This is a genomic window from Vibrio sp. SNU_ST1 (assembly GCF_030563405.1).
Taxonomy (GTDB): Bacteria; Pseudomonadota; Gammaproteobacteria; order Enterobacterales; family Vibrionaceae; genus Vibrio.
Map to the genome: position 1 here is coordinate 1,438,690 of NZ_CP130749.1, position 18,611 is coordinate 1,457,300.

Sequence of the window (18,611 nt, forward strand, 5' to 3'; positions counted from 1 at the left end):
ATGCGACTTATTGTTTCAGTTTGCATTTATTAGTCAACCTATGAAAACGTTTGTTTTCTGATTCGAAGAGCTCGAATACTCTTACAATCGCTTACCGCTGCCGTCTTCCCACATCACTTCGCATTCGTCTTTAATGGCCGCTTTCAATAGTTCAACTAACGGAAAAGCTCGGCTACCGATATTAACAGGCGCTTCAACAACCTCTTCATTATCGTCATCAGCATTTTCTTGCTCTACCAGCTTACTCTGTTCAGAGGCGATCGCAGCACGCAAATTGCTTAACGCTTGAGAAACCTCTGAAGCATCAATTGCTCCTGGGATCGTGCCACTATGTCCAAGCATCTTAATGAACTGAAGACCGACTTCACCAAACATCGTGACGCTAGCATGAGCTTTGCAACTAAAGGTAATTAACATTATGAGCCTCTATCAAATTTAGGTATCTATAAACATTAGCTATCTACAAACTATGTTGAGTAACGCATTGGAAAGCAAGTAGATAACAGCCAAATCAATTCTTGCAACTCGAACTTTAATTGTCTCACTCTCGGACATTTCCGCACCGTTAGTGACACCCGTCACTATTTATTATGAGCCACTTATTATTTAAATATGAAATCTTGATAGTTGTCACAATAAAAAGACCACTAACACTCTGCTATCACTTTTATTTAATCTACTATTAACACCAATTATCGAAATCTTTGGCACAAATCACATGAAAAGGCTAGTCGGCAGACACCTAGAAGAAATGGCGGACATACGATCCACTCGCAAGCAAAAAATTGTCCACTCCTTTTCACTGGCTGCCGCTGCGTTATTCACATTCTACACTTGGGCTTACTTCCAAGGTCAGCATTACACGCTATCAATTTTCGAACTGTGTTTTGCACTTATCGCTATCTCCAATGCATTTTACGTAAAAAAAGTCATTACCCCTGAGTATTCAGAATTGATTCTAAGTGGTGTTCTGCTAATTCAAGGGATCATCCTATTCTTGTACAGTCACGCCATTCCCGAGCGGACACTCTGGCTCTACCCGATTTTGGCTGCCGTCATTTTCATAAACGATTTCAGAATTGGTATTATATTCAGTACCTCATTTTGTGTATTTATCAGCACCTTGATTACAGCGATGCCTAGCAGCTTTTCTTTACCTTTTAGCAGCTCACATCGGTTTATTCTTAGCTTATTTACAATGAGCTTGGTATGTCACACATCAGCTTATTACTACACAAAAGCCGTCAGTTATATTCAACGCCTATACAAAGAGGGGATTGAAGATCTGGCCTATAGAGACCAACTAACTGGCTTGGCAAACCGTTGGAGCTTTGAACGTTGGGCGACAGAAAAACTTGCGACAGTGGATAGTGAACGCTCACTGACTGCATTAGTTTTTTTGGACATAGATGACTTTAAAGGCATTAATGATAGCTACGGGCATGACGTCGGAGACCGTGTCTTACAGCATTTTGCGAATCGTTTAAGCAACAACATCCGAACCAGAGACAGGGTAAGTCATGAATACGATTATTCGATAGCACGCTTTGCTGGAGACGAGTTTGTTCTAATGCTCTACGATATACCAACTCGTAAAGATCTAGATGGTATTTTAGATAGGATTTGTGGACTATTCGAAAGTGGTTGCCAGACAAATGAGAGAATCAAGGAATTAACACTCAGTGTTGGGGTTTCGTTGTACCCGCAAGATGCTCAAGAATTACATGAGCTGACGAGATGTGCTGATAAAGCGATGTATGTTGCCAAACATTCAGGAAAAAACCGATACGCTTATTATCACGATAATCCCGTATCGACCTTGATAGAAGAGCTACCGACGAACCTAGCCTTCTCAGAATCGGAATCATCTGAGCTTGAAGGTTGTCTTGAAGCGAAGGTCGAAGGGAGCAATGTTACGTTATTAAAAACGCGTCCACGCTAGCCTGCCATATACATGGCCCATAAACTCACTAAGCCAATAACAATAATCCAAACAACTTGTCGTACTAAGTTTCGATTTTCGTTCTTAGATTTAGCAACGGTTTTATAAGCGGCTTGCTTGGCCGAGTGTATAAAATGCCCATCTGCCTGGTGCTTTCTAACACGGCGCTTAACCGCTTTATTCGCAACCTCTGTAAAACGCTGACCTTGCTCCGTTGTAAAATCGTTATCAAAACCCATCCGACCTTGCCTTTCGCCATGTTTTTGCTGTACTGCCATAGCGGCCTCCTTGGCGGTCTGCTCTCTATTTTAGTATAGACATAATTTCATATTCTTACCTGTTCAAAATTTTCGAATAAGTCACTCAACACTGTGCCATCTTCTTTTTAAATCAAATTACATAAACTACAGCTATTCAAGTTTATGAGGATTTCAAAATGACGAGTGTAAGAGCAGTAGATCATGTGGTTGCAGCACACGCCACCTCCGATGGTGATGGCGTAAAAATACAAAGACTCGCTGGTTTCAATAACACGCGTTTCTCTCCATTTTTGATGATTGATGAACTTAAGTCGGATGAAAGCAAAGATTATGTTGGCGGCTTTCCTCCACATCCTCACCGTGGGATAGAAACACTCACTTACATGCTACAAGGTCACTTCCAGCACAAAGACCACATGGGGAATGTTGGAGAGCTTCGCAGTGGTGGTGCACAGTGGATGGCCGCGGGTCGTGGTGTGATTCACAGTGAAATGCCAATGATGGAAGAAGGTGCACTGCATGGATTTCAGATTTGGATAAACCAACCTGCAACACACAAAATGCAGCCAGCGCAATATCACGACTTCCAAAGTGAAAGCGTTACAGAGCACCAAAGTGAGCAAAGTGGCTTATTGAGAGTGATAGCCGGTGGATTCGAACTTCATAACCCAACTAGTGGTGACTCAGAAGCTTTGCAGGTGCAAGGCCCATTACAGAAAACAGGTGTGCCGTTAAGCGTGGCGGATTGGCGGGCTCATTCTGGGCGAAAAGTGACGTTAGGAACGAATATTAATCACAATGCCATGACTTACGTGTACCGAGGCAGTATTAAGATCGGCGACAAAGTCATCAACCAAGGTCAGCTTGCCCTGCTCACCAAAGCTGAATGGCTTTCTTTAGACAGCATAGAAGATTCAGGTGTACTGGTTTTTTCTGGTGAACCTATTAATGAACCTGTTGTGCACTATGGTCCGTTCGTCATGAATTCAATGGAAGAGATTGAACAGACGATTCAGGATTACAACAACGGCGTATTTGAGACCTACTGATTTACACATGTCTGTCTTTGAACTTTGAATTGAAGGTTGAAGGTTGAAGGTTGAAGGTTGAAGGTTGAAGAGATTTTGCAACGAACAACAATTTGGTCATCCATTTGATGACTGTAAAAACAAGTGACACTATCCACTGCCGGTTATTATCACTTATTTAACCACGCTCCTAGAGCGTGGTTTTTTTCTATTAAATCATAGATAAACGATGCTTTGCTTGAACGAACTCAGACCTTCCTACAAGTATTCACACAGGTAAGCTGTCGCTTCTTTTACCTGTAAATCGAATGAAGAGTCACCCGCAACGTCAAAAGATTCACCAGATTGGAATGTCGTCCAATCGTCATCGCCAACACGCTTTACAATTAAAGCACCTTTAACAACGGTCATCTTTTCCGGAGCTGCAGTACCGAATGTGTATTCACCAGCGGCCATCACACCAACACTCACATCAGCACCAGACTGGTTAAACGCTAACGACTTAACACCACCTTCAAAGTATGTATTTTCTTTAATCATTGTACTTCCTTGTTATCTCAAAATTGCATTATTAGGCTCAACGAATAAGCCTATGCGTAAATTTAGGTGATAATTGTTTTAACCAATTCGAGACTGTCCTACAAGAAATAAATGAATATAGCTTAGGATCTGTTGACCTATCGAAGTTAAATTTCGTTCGAGATAAAATCATTTTAGGCGTGGCAATGGGTATACAACCTAATCATTCTAAGTAAATATCCCTTAGCAAAGCATGAAGACTGAATGTGTGGGTAAAAATCACTGAGGCAGTTTGATTCAAAAGAACATTCGATCCTACTTCTAACTCTTATAAGAACCTTTGCAACCTATCGTTTTATTTTATAGAATCATCACCAGTATGAGTAACTAAAATGAAGAGATAATGGCTAAAAATACCACGAAAAGCAGCGATATATTGGCCAATTCGTTACTCTACGCCTTCTTAATTGCAGGCTTTATGATTTTCCTCACCGTCGGCTATTTCGGCTACCAAGCCTACCAAAAATCTGTAAGCCCAAGTAACGTCCATGGCACATGGATCGAGATTGGTGCTCCACCTTACAAAACAGATATTCTTACACTTTCCGATGATGGTGTGATGATGAACTATCGTTTCATCAGTACCTCGTTTGATTTTGATGGCAAAGATGTCACGATCAACACAGGTTCAGGCCCAACGATCTATACCATTAGCGGTACCTACGACTCACCTCGTTTAAAGCGGTTAGTACCTAACACACCATCCAAGCAATTCATTAAAGAAGGTTATGAAGATACTGCAACGGGTGATACTCAAGGCCTCATGCAGCAACGACGCGCAGTACTAGCTGAGCAATTCAAAAAATAATACTTTCAACAGCGCTTTGTTTAGTAACACCCCTTACATCAATACGACAGGCCCTTACAAGCACAGGTATGACGTGCTTCAGATTGTGATGCCACTTCAGTTCGCGATATTTTATTGTAGCTTGTCGCAATTTCTCATAACTTCATGTCGTGTGATTTCACTTATGAGACTTTCCTTCTGAGTGAGGTTTTATTTTATAAAACATGGACTCAGCCTCTCATTCATTAAGCAACAGAATTGTAACAAGTTACAATTTTTTAGTTGTCCATCGAAAACGGATTTATTTTCAGTCATGAAATTAAAACTCTCTCGAATACTGATGGGGAAGCTCCTTCAAAACTGACGGGAGCTGCTTATAGGGCCACTTGGTTCTAAACCTTCAAGGAATGAGAGAAATAGTATGATTCGTATAAACACCTGTGCTGCGAGTATTGCTCTAGCGCTATCTGGTACGGCATTAGCTGCGCCAACAGCACCTAGCATTGACATGTACGGTTCCAATAACCTGCAATTTTCTAAAATTGAGCTCGCAATGGAAACCACGTCGGGCTACAACCAGATGGTTAAGTATCACGACAACGCAAAAGTCGACGTCAAGTTCAACCAATGGAGCGGAACATCAGGAAACACTTACAACATCTACTTTGATGGCGTTAAAGTTGCGACTGGCCCAATTACTGGCAGCCAAACTACAGCTTCATTCGAATATGGCCAAGGCGGCTTATTTGAGATGAAAATCGAAGCGTGTGATGAAACAGGCTGTGCCAAGAGTGCACCCGCTCAGATCACCATCGCTGATACCGATGGATCACACTTAACGCCACTTGCGATGAACGTGGATCCGAACAACAAGTCATACAACACAGACCCAAACACGGTCGTAGGTACTTACTTTGTTGAGTGGGGCATCTATGGCCGTGATTACACAGTCGATAACCTACCTGCTGACAATTTGACCCATATCCTTTATGGCTTCATCCCAATTTGTGGTCCTAACGAATCAGTAAAATCAGTGGGCGGCAACAGTTACAACGCACTAATGACAGCATGTCAGGGCGTTAACGATTACGAAGTGGTGATTCACGACCCTTGGGCGGCTTTCCAAAAGAGTTTCCCGCAAGCGGATCATGAATACAGCTCCCCTATCAAGGGCAACTACGCAATGATGATGGCGCTAAAACAGCGCAATCCAGACTTGAAAATCATCCCATCAATTGGTGGTTGGACGTTGTCTGATCCGTTCTTCGATTTCACAACCAAAGCTAACCGAGACACCTTCGTTGCATCGGTTAAGAAATTCCTTAACACGTGGAAATTCTACGATGGTGTAGATATTGACTGGGAATTCCCTGGTGGAGGCGGTGCGGCGCCAAACCTTGGTGACCCTGTGAATGATGGCCCAGCTTACATTGCACTGATGGCAGAACTTCGCACTATGCTTGATCAACTAGAAGCGGAAAACGGTCGTACTTACGAGCTAACTTCTGCGATTGGTGTCGGTCACGACAAGATCGAAGACGTGAACTATGGTGAAGCAATCCAATACATGGACTATATCTTCGCAATGACTTACGACTTCTACGGCGGTTGGAACAACGTGTTAGGCCACCAAACAGCACTGAACTGCGGTAACTTCATGCGCCCGGGTCAATGTGATGGTACAGGGCTAGATGAAAATGGCGAACAGTACACAGGCCCAGCTTACACTACAGACAACGGCATCCAATTGCTTCTTGCGCAAGGCGTTCCAGCGAACAAACTTGTGGTTGGTACAGCAATGTACGGTCGTGGTTGGGAGGGCGTATTACCGTCATCACTTTCAGATCCTAGCGATCCAATGACAGGCGTGGGTAATGGCAAACTAACCGGCAGCTCTGCGCAAGGCGTATGGGAAGATGGCGTTATTGACTACAAAGGCATAAAAGCGAACATGCTTGGTGCAAACAACCAAGGCATCAACGGCTTTGAATATGGCTACGACGAAATGGCAGAAGCGCCTTACGTTTGGAACCGTACTTCAGGCAAGTTGATCACATTTGATGATGACCGCTCAGTAAAAGCAAAAGGTGCATACGTTCGTAGCCTTGGCCTTGCGGGTCTATTCTCTTGGGAAATTGATGCGGATAACGGCGATATCCTAAATGCGATGCATGAAGGTCTAGCAGGTGGAACTACTGACCCTGTAAACCGTAAACCAACCGCAGCAGCGGGCGCAGACCAATCGATTGAAGGCCCTGCTTCTGTTTCTCTAGATGGCAGCGCTTCAAAAGACAGCGACGGTACAATTGCGAGCTATGCTTGGTCACAAGTAAGCGGTACGGCGGTAACGCTAGCCAACGCGAATGCGGCTGTTACGAGTTTCGATGTGGTTGAAGTCGTGCAACAAGAAGTACTAACGTTCAGCCTAGCGGTAACTGATAACGAAGGTGCTACTTCAACTGACACAGTGGTTGTGACGGTAAATCCTAAAAACACAGGTCCAGTAAACACAGCTCCGATCGCAGTTGTTTCTGCTCCGGCTGAAGTGAGTGCAGGTGATGTAGTTGTCGTTGATGCTTCGGCTTCGAGTGATGCAGACCAAGACACACTGACCTTCACGTGGGATGTACCTGTTGGTATTGGTGCTACTGTTCAAGGTTCTTCAGTAAGCTTTATCGCGGCTGAATACACGCAAGATACGACACTGAATTTCTCAGTGACAGTCAGTGATGGTACAGAGACATCAGTAGCAGCTACTTCAGTGAAAGTTCTTAAGAAAACCACAGGCGGTGGCACGTGTACTAACGTTTGGGATTCAAGTGCGGTCTACAATGGCGGTGATCAAGTGACTCAAGGTGGTAAGGTTTGGGAAGCGAAATGGTGGACAACAGGTGAAGATCCAACAACGACTGGCCAATGGGGCGTGTGGAAAGAGATCGGCCCAGCAAACTGTGCAAACTAAAAATAGGGTTTTGATAAACGCTAACTAAGCGTCGACTAAACACCTAAAAGCAAAGGCCAACCAGATAATGCCTGGTTGGCCTTTTTAGTGTTTGTTTTCTTAACCTGCGTTCTACTTGCTTGATTAGTTAAACTTAGCCAATCAAGTTATCAAAGCTCTCAAACACTTGCGGGCACTTCATCACTCGTCCGTGGCCTTGGCCTTGAGTCGCGATTAAGGTGACAAGATCCATTTCATAGGCTGCACGCTTCGACACATCAAACTTAGTAAACTTATCTTGCTCATCATGAACAATGATAGTTTGAGACTCACGAAGCGCTAGCTTTCCATAAGGATCCACAGACTGAATCGGGTAGTTAAATTGCTCTTCTACTTCTCCGACTACCGCCTCAAACAGTTTCATTGAGTAACCAGAACGAGCAACACTGCCAAATAGGTTTTCTAGATAATCCAACACGGGGGCAATGAGCAATAACGGCTTGTTTTCCAATTTAACGTGCTTACATTCCAATGCAGAAGCGGTACCCATGCTGTGACCGACCAAACCTGCTACCTCTCCCACTGAATCGAGAATGGCTTCAAGGCCGTTCACAAACGCAGGGATATGACCATGCACACCATCACTGCCACCATGAGCAGGATGATCATAAGCCATTGCAGTAAAGCCTTTTGCGGCAATGTGCTCCATTAAAGGGAAAAACTGACTCGCGGTGCCAGACCAGCCATGAGTCAGTACCCAAACTGGCCCCGTACCCAAAGAATAGGTTTTTAAAACGCCATCACGACCTTTGATTTCACTCTTGATAAGCCCTTGCGGATCGGCATTTTTCTGCTCAGTACGCATTGGAGTGAGCAGCAGCTTACGTGCCGTTTTCTTCGCATGACTTGGCGCTAAAATGTAGTGCAGATTGGTTGTGGCGCCAATCAAGCTACGCTTGAAGCTAAATTTGTTCGATGTATTAAAATAGATTTTATCACTCATGACCGTTCCTTATGTCGCCGTATTCACGGACGGATCGAGCTCGGCCACTAAAAACGAACGACCGTGCTATTTGTTGGTATAAAAAATGGCGATAATGCTGTTTATGCATGCTTGCCGCCACTTCTCTTAAAATCTTTTGCAAACATTAATTAAGCAAGGTCACATGCTTTGCGAGCTCAATGGTTTGCGAACTAAATGATTTGCGAGTTAACCTGCTATATGTATTAAACCGCTTTCCAGCTAGCGATTAAGCGCTGTACACCACTCCAAAAATGGGTGTGGCTCGCTTGTTGCCCTCGTAATGAGTAGAACAAATTTGCACTTAGATAGAGGCCATATAACTCAAAAGTTGCCTGTTTCGGGTCTAAATCAGTTCTGAACTGTTTGCTTTCAACCGCTTTCGCTACCTGAATCGTCAAGTAATCAATCCACACTGAAATGGTTTTCTGCAGTGCCTTCTGAATCACCGAGGTTTCGCTGCCTGCATCTTTCCAAGCATCAATAAACATGCAGCTGCCTTGGAACGAGTGGTTCCAACCCAGCCAGTTATCGAGCAGTTGTTTAAGCTTGGCTTCAATATCACCATCTCCCAGCTCTCTTGCGGGAATAATGACTCTATCGGTGAATATGGCGTTGGAATACTCGAGTACAGAGAGTTGCAGGTTCTCTTTAGAGTTGAAGTGCGCAAACAAACCACTCTTAGACATGCCACACTGCTTGGCTAACTCACCAATCGTCAGACTCTCAAGCCCATTCTCACTCGCAAGTGCAAATGCATGGCTCAAAATATACTCTTTAGTTATCTTTCCCTTGCTCATTATTCACCAATAATAAATCTGATGCTTTATTTTTAGCACGTTCGTACTTTTTTGCAATTTTTATTTGTAAAACACTTATTTTGTTTTCTCTGATGTCAGAAACTGTGGAAAAATGCGACAGTATTCAAAGGAATTTGAGATCGACTAACAAAGGAAAAAGAATGAACACACTTTGGGAACAGTTTGCGTTTTCGGCGTCGGTAACAGGCCCTATCTGTTTAATGCTGTTTCTTGGTGTGATGCTCAAGCGAATCGGCTTGATCAATGATAATTTCATTGATGTCGCATCTAAGGTGGTATTTCAAGTCACCTTACCAGCAATGCTATTTCTTAGTATTGTTCAATCAAATCATAATTTTTCAGCCAGTAGCGCGTTAGTTGCCTTTGGCATCATCGCTAACTTTATCTTTTTCTTGTTCACGATTTTCTCGACCAAGTTGGTATTCAAAAGCTCTAAAGATCAAGGTGTGATCATCCAAGGGGGATTCCGCGCTAATACCGCGATCATCGGCCTCGCCTACGTGGCTAATATTTATGGCAACCAAGGCGTGGCATTGGCTGCTATCTATGTCGCATCCCTGACCGTGCTGTATAACATTCAAGCCGTGATTGCACTGACACCCAAAGGCAAAGACACCGGCGCTAAAGCCATTAAAGTGATCGCCAAGTCCATCACCAAAAACCCGTTAATCATCGCTATTTTCTTAGCGGTCGTCTTCTATGCACTTTCAATTCCCATTCCAAAAATGGTGACTGATGCTGGGCAATACTTTGCCAACATGACTTTGCCTTTGGCTCTGCTCTGTACTGGTGGTTCTCTAGATATTAGTTCGCTTAAACAAGAAAAGTTGTCTACGTGGTTCGCCTCTAGTTACAAGTTAATCGCCTCACCTTTACTGACTACACTGGCTGGTTGGTACTTAGGGTTTGAAGGGCTAAATCTCGGACTTATCTTCTTGATGAGCGCAGCACCAACGGCAGCGGCAAGCTATGTTATGGCGCGTGCAATGGGAGGAAACTCAACACTCGCGGCTAACATCATCGCGCTTACTACTGTTGTTTCTCTTATCACTTGTACACTAGGTATATTTGCACTCACTGCAATGGATTTAATATAGCTGCGACAAGCTTCAAAAAACCGACACAAGCCTTAAAACAAAGGTCATAAGCCTTGATTTAGGACTAACTGGTTGGACATAAAGGCTGCTAGATTTCGTAAAAATTTTACTAAGAGATCTGATATGTCTTCCGTTCAACATACGCCTTCACAACACATCGCTAGTATCGAGTTAGGCAGAGTGATTGCTATCTTGGCGATCATTGGTTTGCACGGCCAAATGGCACTCACTTATTGGCAAATAGATGAAGTGCCATGGGTTGGTTATGTGCTCAACCAAACCGCTCGTTTTGCCGTGCCTCTGTTCTTCCTTATTTCAGGCTATCTGATCCAACCTAAGCTCACAGCATCGCCTTGGACAACCTTCACCAACTACTCCAAACCACTACTCAAAGTTTGGTTGGCATGGAGCATCATTTGCTTAGTGATGCCATTCAATCTCGCGAAAGTAGAAGAATCTGGCTATCTAGGTGAACGTGAAGGCTATTGGGGTTTCTTAATGAATACCCCACTCAACTCTTTCTTAGAGGGTGGGTTGGTACATTTATGGTTCATTCCCGCCCTTGTGTGTGCGGTTTTGATCATCGCCTTAATGGTAGATATGAAACTCGATAAGCTTCTGCTGCCGATGGCCATTCTTCTTTACGTCTATGGTGTATTGGCGGGTAGCTACACAAGTTTAACCGACCTTAGCGCCCCTTTCTTCACACGTAACGGTCCGTTCTTCAGCACGTTAATGGTGACCTTAGGTTTCCTCATTCGTCAGCATCAATGGAAAGTGTCCTCAGCCAAAGCATTAGGGTTATTGGCGTTAGGCATGGTCATCCACTTTGCCGAAGCGGCATGGTTAACCCAATTTGATATCACCTTTAATATTCACGATTTCTTATTTGGTACAGCTTTGTGGGGGATTGGTGTGTTCATGTGGCTTTTAGCAAATCCAAACCTAGGCAACTATGCGTGGGTTCGTGCCATTTCAAATCGCATGCTAGGTATCTACGTAAGCCATTTGCTGATCATTATCGTGCTGTTCAATGTCTGTGGAATATTGGGCATCACTGAGCTCGCTAAAGATATCACCGTGTTCTTTGGCACCTTTATCCTGAGCTTTATATTGATCGCTAGTATAGAAAAAACGCCACTGCGACGCGTGTTGCTTCGCTAATCGTTTTCAATGCAGCGCCCCTATAACGTATTTTTCTCCAAGAATCATTTAGCCCTTCTACATCGATGGAAGCCCGTGAATGCACTCAGGTGCTATCACGGGCCAGCTTTAAGCATCAATTCAACCTCAAGCGTCAGTTTTACACCAAGATAAACAGCGATGTAGTGCTCAAATCAGAGAGAAATCAGTGCGATTTCAGCACGAATCAAAACCATTTTTATTCTATACTCCTAAAGATAAGCTTTTCTTTTCATGGAAGAATAATGATATTACCTAGAATTTTAGCAATCGGACTCTATGCTTTATCAACACTGACTTACGCTGATCCATGGCAGTTCGTAAAAAGTGAAGATGGCATCATCATTGATAAGAGACCTCACACTGAAGGCTTGGTAGAAATACGAGCACAAATGCAAACGCCCACCACTTATTCTGGTTTTTTGCTGTTATTGGAAGACAGCGAGAACGTGCCAAACTGGATAGATAACGTATCGGAAAGTCGTGTCTTGATGCAGATATCTGAGGATGAAAATATCGTCTATACTCAGTTCAAAGCGCCTTGGCCTGCTAGAGACCGAGATATGGTGACCTACTCAAAATACAGCATCGAGGATGGGCAGTTTGTCTTGTCGATCAAGGATGCGTCTGATTATTTAGCGAAAGAGTCGGGGTACATTCGAATTTATGATGTAGATGCCTTATGGACTCTGCAACCGCTCACCAATGGTAATACCTATATCACCTATACCGCTTACGCGAACGCCGGTGGCATCCTGCCAAATTGGTTGATGAACAAATTATCGATTGATAGTGCACTGAGCACGTTTAAAGGGCTAAAAGAACAATTACAGAAGTACCAAGGCCAGCAGCACCCTAACCTGCCAAGTGAGTCTCGCTAGCGATACCAGTCGATGGGTAGGTAGGTAGGTAGGTAGGTAGGTAGGTAGGTAGGTAGGTAGGTAGGTAGGTAGGTAGGTGAGTAGATAAGTAAGTAAATAAATAAATAGATACTAAGGCCTTCTAGCGAGGTCGCGAGCCAAGATAAGCGCTAAACCAAACACCTGAAGAAACAGCGCAATATTCTTATAGAAAGCCATTTTCTCATCGAGCCTTTGGATTAACTCAACCAAAGTCAGGTTATCCAAATAGTAGTCATCGATTCGTGAGCGTTGCGATTCTTGAGCGCTGTTTATCAGCATCATAAGCTTGGGTAAATTAGCCAGTGAGATAGCCGGCACCTCATCACTCACCCAACTCCGAAGTTGGCCGCGCAACGCTTCATCAAGAATAATGGCGGGTTGAGCCCTTTCTGCTGATGACTTATCAAGGTGAATAAGAATAGCTTCACGCTTACGCTCTAGGGTTTCAATCGTATTCCAGGCCAATTGTATAGAGTACACATTGCCGTATTTACGATCCTTGTATTCCGATTTTTCCGCTTCAATTTTGTCAAGCACTAAGCTCGACATGACAATCGCCATGATGTTGAGAATTAGCCCCGCAAGGACAATCGCCCAAGCAGGGGGAAGGCGCAATGCCATAATGCTCCCTAGAACATTCTATCAAAAGGTAGGTAAGCTAAGTTTAGGACAATCAAAGAGATCATGCAGATAAGCGTTAACCCCATGCCCACTTTTCTACCCTTTAAGTTTTTTGCCAGAATACCTTTTGCATGAATCACACGCCCCAGAATAAATGCAACACCAATGGCATGAATAAGCCACACACTGGCACCATTCATCTCTAAAAATCCCATCAAAATAACCGTGATTGGGATGTAATCCATTGCATTACTTTGTGCGGAACGTGCTATCTGTAGCGACTCAACACCGCCATCTGCATGAGCAACCAGATTGATTCGTCTTTGCTTAATGACTTCTATCGCCAACCAAATCATTACGACCGTCAACAAGGCTGCGTAAAGTGCTGTAACCATTATATTTTCCTATTACTCTGAGTTTGTTGAGCGTATTTCGCTCACCTATCGACAGATGAGTTCAACAACGAATGATATTCGCGCCCGAACATTTGTAAGAGATCTCTCACACCGAACGTAAGAGATCACAGTCAAGCTTCGCAGAAAAAAGAAAAATTACAAACCCAACCCCTTGTTTTATATGAATCCACGCATATTTATTTTAGTTAACGAGGATATTTATTTCCTAAAGCTAATTGCGAATAAAGCCTCCAAAGTGTTTAATACTCATGTCGACAGGGAGTTGGCAGGAACAGGAAAAAGCCTAACGGATTAGGTATCTTCAGGATGAAGATTTGATGGCTTAGGATGAGTGATCAGCAAGGAAGTTTTACTCTAGGATAGAGTCACTTGTCAGGATGATGAGTTAGCATGGACACCGCTAGGAAGGCGATGGATTGGATAGGTTAAAGGATTTAGCCAAATCAAGGAACGATGCAAGGAGCATACGTGACCTTATTAAAAAATAAGTAACAACGTCAGTAGCAGGATGGCTACGAAAAAGAATAAACCCCGTTTGGTGAAAGCCAAACGGGGTTTCTTTTTTCAACGTCGAAAAGCTATTAGTAGCTAATCGTTCAAATAGTAGCTAACCGTTCAAAGCCACGTTACAAAATAATGTTCATCAAAAACATAGCACCAAACGCATTCAATACTGAAATCGCGATCATCACAGGGATATAACGGCCTTCAGTACCAATTGGTCCCATGATGCGCCCCATATATTGCACCTGAGAACCCATCAAGTAGATAGCTGGCGCCAAGATAGCAATATGGTTGCCGTTCAGAATGCCTTGGTCAAATAGCGTAATAACCACACCGACTGCACCACCCATCGACATCCACGCGCCAATCAATACTGCTGCCGCTTCGCCCGGTAAACCAAATACCGCCATGATAGGTGCAAACACACTACCCATCAGATCCAGTGCACCAGTAATCTGCAACGCCTTAATAATCACAAACGCCATCAGAACATTAGGTACTGTAGAGGTTGTCGCAATGACCCAGCCTTTCTTAGCACCTTCAACGAAAATATCAGTAACCATTGGTTTCTTTGCTTTAACTTCGCTCATTATGCTACTTCCTCTTCCAGTTTTTGTTCTTTGTCTAATTTTGTTTTGTCTTCTTTACCTTCAGTAATGTTGAGGTAGAGGCGGAATAAGTTCGCACCAACAAACTTGAAGATAAACATCACCGCAACAGCAAGACCAATTGACGATGTCACTGCCAAAGAACCATCCATCGCCGTTAGAGTGAACAACACCGCACCTGAAGAGAAAAAGTTAACGATCGCCGCACCCGCAGTAAACTGGAACATGGTGAACACATCGGTTTCACGCTTAGTCAAATGCCCTTCATCTTTGAGCTGACGTGTCATCGCAGCACCAGCATCGGTACTTTGCAGAGAAGCAATCAGTGCCAAGCCTGAGTTACCTGGAATGCCCATCAAAGGGCGAAGCAGAGGTGTCAGTAGTTTACGAGCCGCGTCCAGTGCACCGTAGTGCTCAAGTACGTTGATCATGCCCAATGCAAACATCACGGTCGGAATAAGTGTCAATGCAAAAATGAAACCGTCACGCGCACCACTACCGCCTTTACCACGCAGTGACGTCGTTGCTGCTTGGATACCATCAGCCGACTCACTCACATCGTAAGCGACCTTACCAAATGAACCGTTGAGCGTCGTAAAATCGAGCACTCCATACCATTCATTGGACTGCATTAAGCCTGAAAAGAACACAATCGCGAAGGCGAGTGCGATATAGCTACCGATCGTGACTTTACGATCGGTTTTGGTTGGATTAGTCATAAGGACCTCTATACATCTCGTTTATGTGGAACAGAACACGTATAGATAGTGCAAACTAATGAGCAAAAGGTTAATGACCAAAATCAAATAGTGCATCGGTTTAAATAAAAGAACCAAAGCAACATATAAAACTGTGATTCAAATTTTAAAGCAGAGGTATACGCTAAAAAAATTAAAATATTTCTCATACAAAACTAAACAAACCTAGCTTCAACACCGCAACCAAAAACGCACATAATCGCCACAATAATCAGGCTTCGAATAGAAAAAGCTTTCATACAATGCTAGACACACTGGCTATGGTATATCCAGTACTGATCGCCTATTGAAGTATGCTCTGCAGAATAAACAATATCGCCGAATCTCAATGCTGAATGATATTGGCCATTTCGAACAAGCTCTATCGGTTCTAAACCCGGTAGGGCTTTTTCCCTAACCTCTATTTTCTCTATTTCCTCTATGATTGACGAGTTGCTGATGCTCGACCGTTTTCCTATGAACGACGGAGTTCCTATAATCAACGGCTTTCACTGTGACCTCACGTTTTCAATATAATCTATTGAATTATTAAGATATCTATCACACTGCACAGTGTTATTTAGGTCTACGCTTTTACCCGTGTTAATAACTTATTAACTTCGGAGCGTAATCCATGTTAGGTACCCAGCTTTCTGCTGTTCTCTCTTTGTTATTTTTTTCCACGGTAGCAGGCGCTGCCACTTCTCAGTTAGGAGAACCGCTCAAGCTAACTAGCTCGTTCGCTGGCTACTTGTCGCTGACCATTTTCGTTGTCGCCTACATCGTGGTGATGATGGAAGAATACCTAAAGCTCCGAAAATCCAAACCCGTTCTGCTTGCCGCTGGCCTGATCTGGATAATCATTGGCTTTACCTACCAAGAACACAACCTTGTTGAAGTCGCTAAACAAGCGCTCGAACACAACTTACTCGAATACGCCGAACTATTACTCTTTCTACTCGTCGCCATGACATACATTAGCGCGATGGAAGAGAGAAGACTGTTTGATGCGTTGCAAGCGTGGATGGTAGGCAAAGGCTTTAACTTTCGCTCTTTGTTCTGGATAACCGGTATTCTGGCCTTCTTTATCTCACCTATCGCCGACAACCTTACGACAGCTCTATTGATGTGCGCTGTGGTTCTTAAAGTGGCAGGTTCTAACCCTAAATTCGTCAACCTAGCCTGCGTGAATATCGTGATAGCCGCCAACGCTGGCGGTGCATTCAGTCCATTCGGAGACATCACAACGCTCATGGTATGGCAGGCTGGTTATGTGAGTTTTAGTGAGTTCATTCCTTTGTTTATTCCTTCGGTGATGAATTACCTCGTCCCTGCGTTGATCATGTCTTACTTTGTACCCACCACTCAGCCCGACACAGTCCATCAACACGTTGAATTAAAACGTGGTGCGAGACGCATCGTATTCTTGTTTATTATGACAATCGCGACCGCTGTTGCTTTCCATGCCGTACTCCACTTCCCTCCAGTAATGGGCATGATGATGGGGCTCGCCTATCTGCAGTTCTTTGGCTATTACTTACGTAAGACCTTACCCAACTCACTCGCCAAGAAAAAGGCAGTGGCGATCGCCAATAACGATGAAGGCGCCCTGAAGCGACTCGGTTCTGTTGTGCCATTCGATGTATTTCGAAGAGTTTCTCATGCCGAATGGGACACGCTTTTGTTCTTCTACGGCGTGGTAATGTGTGTCGGTGGCTTGAGTCTGCTTGGTTACTTGGAATTAGCTTCGGGCGTGATGTATAGCCAGTGGGATCCTATTTGGGCCAACGTCATGGTGGGGATCTTATCGGCTATTGTCGATAACATTCCGGTGATGTTTGCGGTGTTATCCATGGAGCCACAAATGTCGATGGGCAACTGGCTACTGATCACTTTAACTGCAGGCGTTGGCGGCAGCTTGTTATCTATAGGTAGTGCAGCAGGTGTGGCATTGATGGGGGCGGCGCATGGTAAGTACACCTTCTTTGGCCATTTGAAATGGATGCCTGTAATCATGATTGGCTATGCGGTCAGTATCGCAGCTCACCTATGGCTGAACAGTGATATGTTTTAGTCTAAGGCTTATCAACTAAAGGCTTATCAACACGTGTCCAGACATTGCTTAACTGCACAGCTGGACACTGGTTGCAGGTTAACACTGCTCCTTCTTGTTGAATGCGCATCATCAACCCAGAATCCACTCGGCTATTTCCTGAATTCAACTCGATGTTAATCAAATCATTTTCAATACGATAAGTTCTAGTGACCGTGTTACCGATTGTTTGATAGGTCATTTGTCCTGACTCAAAAAGTAGATAGCTGTTATCGTCCGCGTTCTCATACATCCCTTTGAACAAAACAAGCTGCGGTACTTCAAAGGGGCGACTAGTATCAGTTAAACAACCGGTCAGCAATAACACACTAGTGAAAGCTACTATCAGAAAATGATGGTTATTCATTTGGGCATCCTTGCCTAAAAAACATGGCTAAATAATATGCAACCAAATCATTATTTTCCAGAAAGTAGCGAATTTATTGCAAAGTCACGTTTTATTGCAGAGTCACGCTTGAGATCTCTTAACATTCACCCTGAGTCGTACAAGCTTCAACCTTAGCCCACAGAACAGCGCTTCAGTCGTTAGCTAAACAAGTTTCCAAGCTTATTTTCTTCCCTCTATCACCAACAAGCGTTGTTTACGTTCTACGCCCCCCGCATACCCGGTCAGCTTGCCATTTTTACCAATCACACGGTGACACGGCACAATCACTGACACCGGATTTTTTCCATTCGCTAAACCCACTGCTCGCACTGCTTTGGGGTTACCAATCGCATCGGCCAATTGTGCATAGCTCCATGTTTCTCCATAAGGAATGGTAGTAAGCGCCTGCCAAACCGACTGCTGAAATGGAGTACCCTTGGCTGCGATCGGCACAGAAAACTGGATTGCTTCACCAGCAAAATAACGATTGAGCTGTTTGATAGCCAACGCAAAGATCGGAAAGCTATCATCTTGAATACCTAACTGTTCGGGCTTGGTAGTGTGTGTTTCAAACCAAAGGCCGAGCAGCCCTTCATCGTTCGCCTGTAAAGTCACGGTTCCCAATGGGCTTTGATAATAAGTAAAACGGTTAGCCATAATATCTCCTAGCTTGATAATTCTGATG

The 18,611-nt window shown here is 43.9% G+C and carries 19 protein-coding genes; 8 read left to right on the forward strand and 11 right to left on the reverse strand.

Going from position 1 to position 18,611, the window contains the following annotated elements:
* Nucleotides 1-81 precede the first annotated feature (81 nt).
* A complete protein-coding gene (locus tag Q5H80_RS20585) occupies nt 82-417 on the reverse strand; it encodes a DUF1840 domain-containing protein (RefSeq protein ID WP_304569992.1) in 336 nt (111 codons plus the stop codon).
* Between the two features lie 334 nt (nt 418-751).
* Here Q5H80_RS20585 and Q5H80_RS20590 point away from each other — a divergent pair, with 334 nt between their 5' ends.
* Nucleotides 752-1,942 (forward strand): GGDEF domain-containing protein, encoded by a 1,191-nt coding sequence (locus Q5H80_RS20590; protein WP_304570741.1) that lies wholly within the window; start codon nt 752-754, stop codon nt 1,940-1,942.
* On the opposite strand, the gene Q5H80_RS20595 is transcribed toward Q5H80_RS20590, so the two are convergent.
* Complete coding sequence (locus Q5H80_RS20595) at nt 1,939-2,220, reverse strand: hypothetical protein (RefSeq protein ID WP_135381936.1); 282 nt, start codon at nt 2,218-2,220, stop codon at nt 1,939-1,941. The genes Q5H80_RS20590 and Q5H80_RS20595 overlap by 4 nt on opposite strands.
* 158 nt (nt 2,221-2,378) lie before the next feature.
* Here Q5H80_RS20595 and Q5H80_RS20600 point away from each other — a divergent pair, with 158 nt between their 5' ends.
* Nucleotides 2,379-3,251, forward strand: coding sequence for a pirin family protein (locus tag Q5H80_RS20600; protein ID WP_304569995.1), 873 nt, complete (start codon nt 2,379-2,381; stop codon nt 3,249-3,251).
* 237 nt (nt 3,252-3,488) lie between these two features.
* Here Q5H80_RS20600 and Q5H80_RS20605 read toward each other — a convergent pair whose 3' ends face one another.
* Nucleotides 3,489-3,770: a pyrimidine/purine nucleoside phosphorylase gene (locus Q5H80_RS20605; protein ID WP_009846125.1), complete on the reverse strand. Its 282-nt coding sequence runs from the start codon at nt 3,768-3,770 to the stop codon at nt 3,489-3,491.
* 382 nt (nt 3,771-4,152) lie between these two features.
* Here Q5H80_RS20605 and Q5H80_RS20610 point away from each other — a divergent pair, with 382 nt between their 5' ends.
* Nucleotides 4,153-4,617 (forward strand): DUF2850 domain-containing protein, encoded by a 465-nt coding sequence (locus tag Q5H80_RS20610; protein WP_304569998.1) that lies wholly within the window; start codon nt 4,153-4,155, stop codon nt 4,615-4,617.
* Between the two features lie 400 nt (nt 4,618-5,017).
* A complete protein-coding gene (locus tag Q5H80_RS20615) occupies nt 5,018-7,558 on the forward strand; it encodes a glycosyl hydrolase family 18 protein (RefSeq protein WP_304570000.1) in 2,541 nt (846 codons plus the stop codon).
* 133 nt (nt 7,559-7,691) lie between these two features.
* On the opposite strand, the gene Q5H80_RS20620 is transcribed toward Q5H80_RS20615, so the two are convergent.
* Nucleotides 7,692-8,540 carry an alpha/beta hydrolase gene (locus Q5H80_RS20620; protein WP_041473185.1) on the reverse strand — a complete coding sequence of 283 codons (849 nt, stop codon included), beginning with the start codon at nt 8,538-8,540 and terminating at the stop codon, nt 7,692-7,694.
* A gap of 224 nt (nt 8,541-8,764) precedes the next feature.
* Entirely contained in the window at nt 8,765-9,358 is a 594-nt protein-coding gene (locus Q5H80_RS20625) for a TetR/AcrR family transcriptional regulator (RefSeq protein ID WP_017100910.1), read from the reverse strand.
* Nucleotides 9,359-9,519: 161 nt separating this feature from the next.
* On the opposite strand from Q5H80_RS20625, the gene Q5H80_RS20630 reads away from it, so the two are divergent.
* The 3 genes from Q5H80_RS20630 (at nt 9,520) to Q5H80_RS20640 (ending at nt 12,539) form a co-directional block, all read left to right on the forward strand.
* On the forward strand, nt 9,520-10,476 hold the full coding sequence (locus tag Q5H80_RS20630; RefSeq protein ID WP_304570005.1) for an AEC family transporter: 957 nt from the start codon (nt 9,520-9,522) through the stop codon (nt 10,474-10,476).
* 123 nt (nt 10,477-10,599) lie between these two features.
* Entirely contained in the window at nt 10,600-11,640 is a 1,041-nt protein-coding gene (locus Q5H80_RS20635) for an acyltransferase (protein WP_304570007.1), read from the forward strand.
* Nucleotides 11,641-11,903: 263 nt separating this feature from the next.
* Entirely contained in the window at nt 11,904-12,539 is a 636-nt protein-coding gene (locus Q5H80_RS20640) for an START domain-containing protein (RefSeq protein WP_304570009.1), read from the forward strand.
* Nucleotides 12,540-12,650: 111 nt separating this feature from the next.
* Here Q5H80_RS20640 and Q5H80_RS20645 read toward each other — a convergent pair whose 3' ends face one another.
* From Q5H80_RS20645 to Q5H80_RS20660, 4 genes are all read right to left on the reverse strand, one after another.
* Nucleotides 12,651-13,181 (reverse strand): DNA mismatch repair protein, encoded by a 531-nt coding sequence (locus Q5H80_RS20645; RefSeq protein ID WP_304570011.1) that lies wholly within the window; start codon nt 13,179-13,181, stop codon nt 12,651-12,653.
* Nucleotides 13,182-13,189: 8 nt separating this feature from the next.
* Nucleotides 13,190-13,576, reverse strand: coding sequence for an MAPEG family protein (locus Q5H80_RS20650; protein ID WP_304570013.1), 387 nt, complete (start codon nt 13,574-13,576; stop codon nt 13,190-13,192).
* A 647-nt stretch (nt 13,577-14,223) separates the two neighbouring features.
* Nucleotides 14,224-14,691 carry a YjiG family protein gene (locus Q5H80_RS20655; protein ID WP_004737023.1) on the reverse strand — a complete coding sequence of 156 codons (468 nt, stop codon included), beginning with the start codon at nt 14,689-14,691 and terminating at the stop codon, nt 14,224-14,226.
* On the reverse strand, nt 14,691-15,428 hold the full coding sequence (locus tag Q5H80_RS20660; protein ID WP_304570052.1) for a nucleoside recognition domain-containing protein: 738 nt from the start codon (nt 15,426-15,428) through the stop codon (nt 14,691-14,693). Before Q5H80_RS20660 ends, Q5H80_RS20655 begins: the two co-directional genes overlap by 1 nt.
* A gap of 652 nt (nt 15,429-16,080) precedes the next feature.
* Here Q5H80_RS20660 and nhaD point away from each other — a divergent pair.
* Nucleotides 16,081-17,520, forward strand: a complete 1,440-nt coding sequence (nhaD, locus tag Q5H80_RS20665; RefSeq protein WP_304570053.1) for a sodium:proton antiporter NhaD — start codon at nt 16,081-16,083, stop codon at nt 17,518-17,520.
* A gap of 1 nt (nt 17,521) precedes the next feature.
* Here the strand turns inward: nhaD and Q5H80_RS20670 are convergent, their stop codons facing one another.
* Nucleotides 17,522-17,905 carry a hypothetical protein gene (locus tag Q5H80_RS20670; protein WP_304570054.1) on the reverse strand — a complete coding sequence of 128 codons (384 nt, stop codon included), beginning with the start codon at nt 17,903-17,905 and terminating at the stop codon, nt 17,522-17,524.
* Nucleotides 17,906-18,106: 201 nt separating this feature from the next.
* Complete coding sequence (locus tag Q5H80_RS20675) at nt 18,107-18,583, reverse strand: methylated-DNA--[protein]-cysteine S-methyltransferase (RefSeq protein ID WP_304570055.1); 477 nt, start codon at nt 18,581-18,583, stop codon at nt 18,107-18,109.
* Nucleotides 18,584-18,611: the final 28 nt, after the last annotated feature.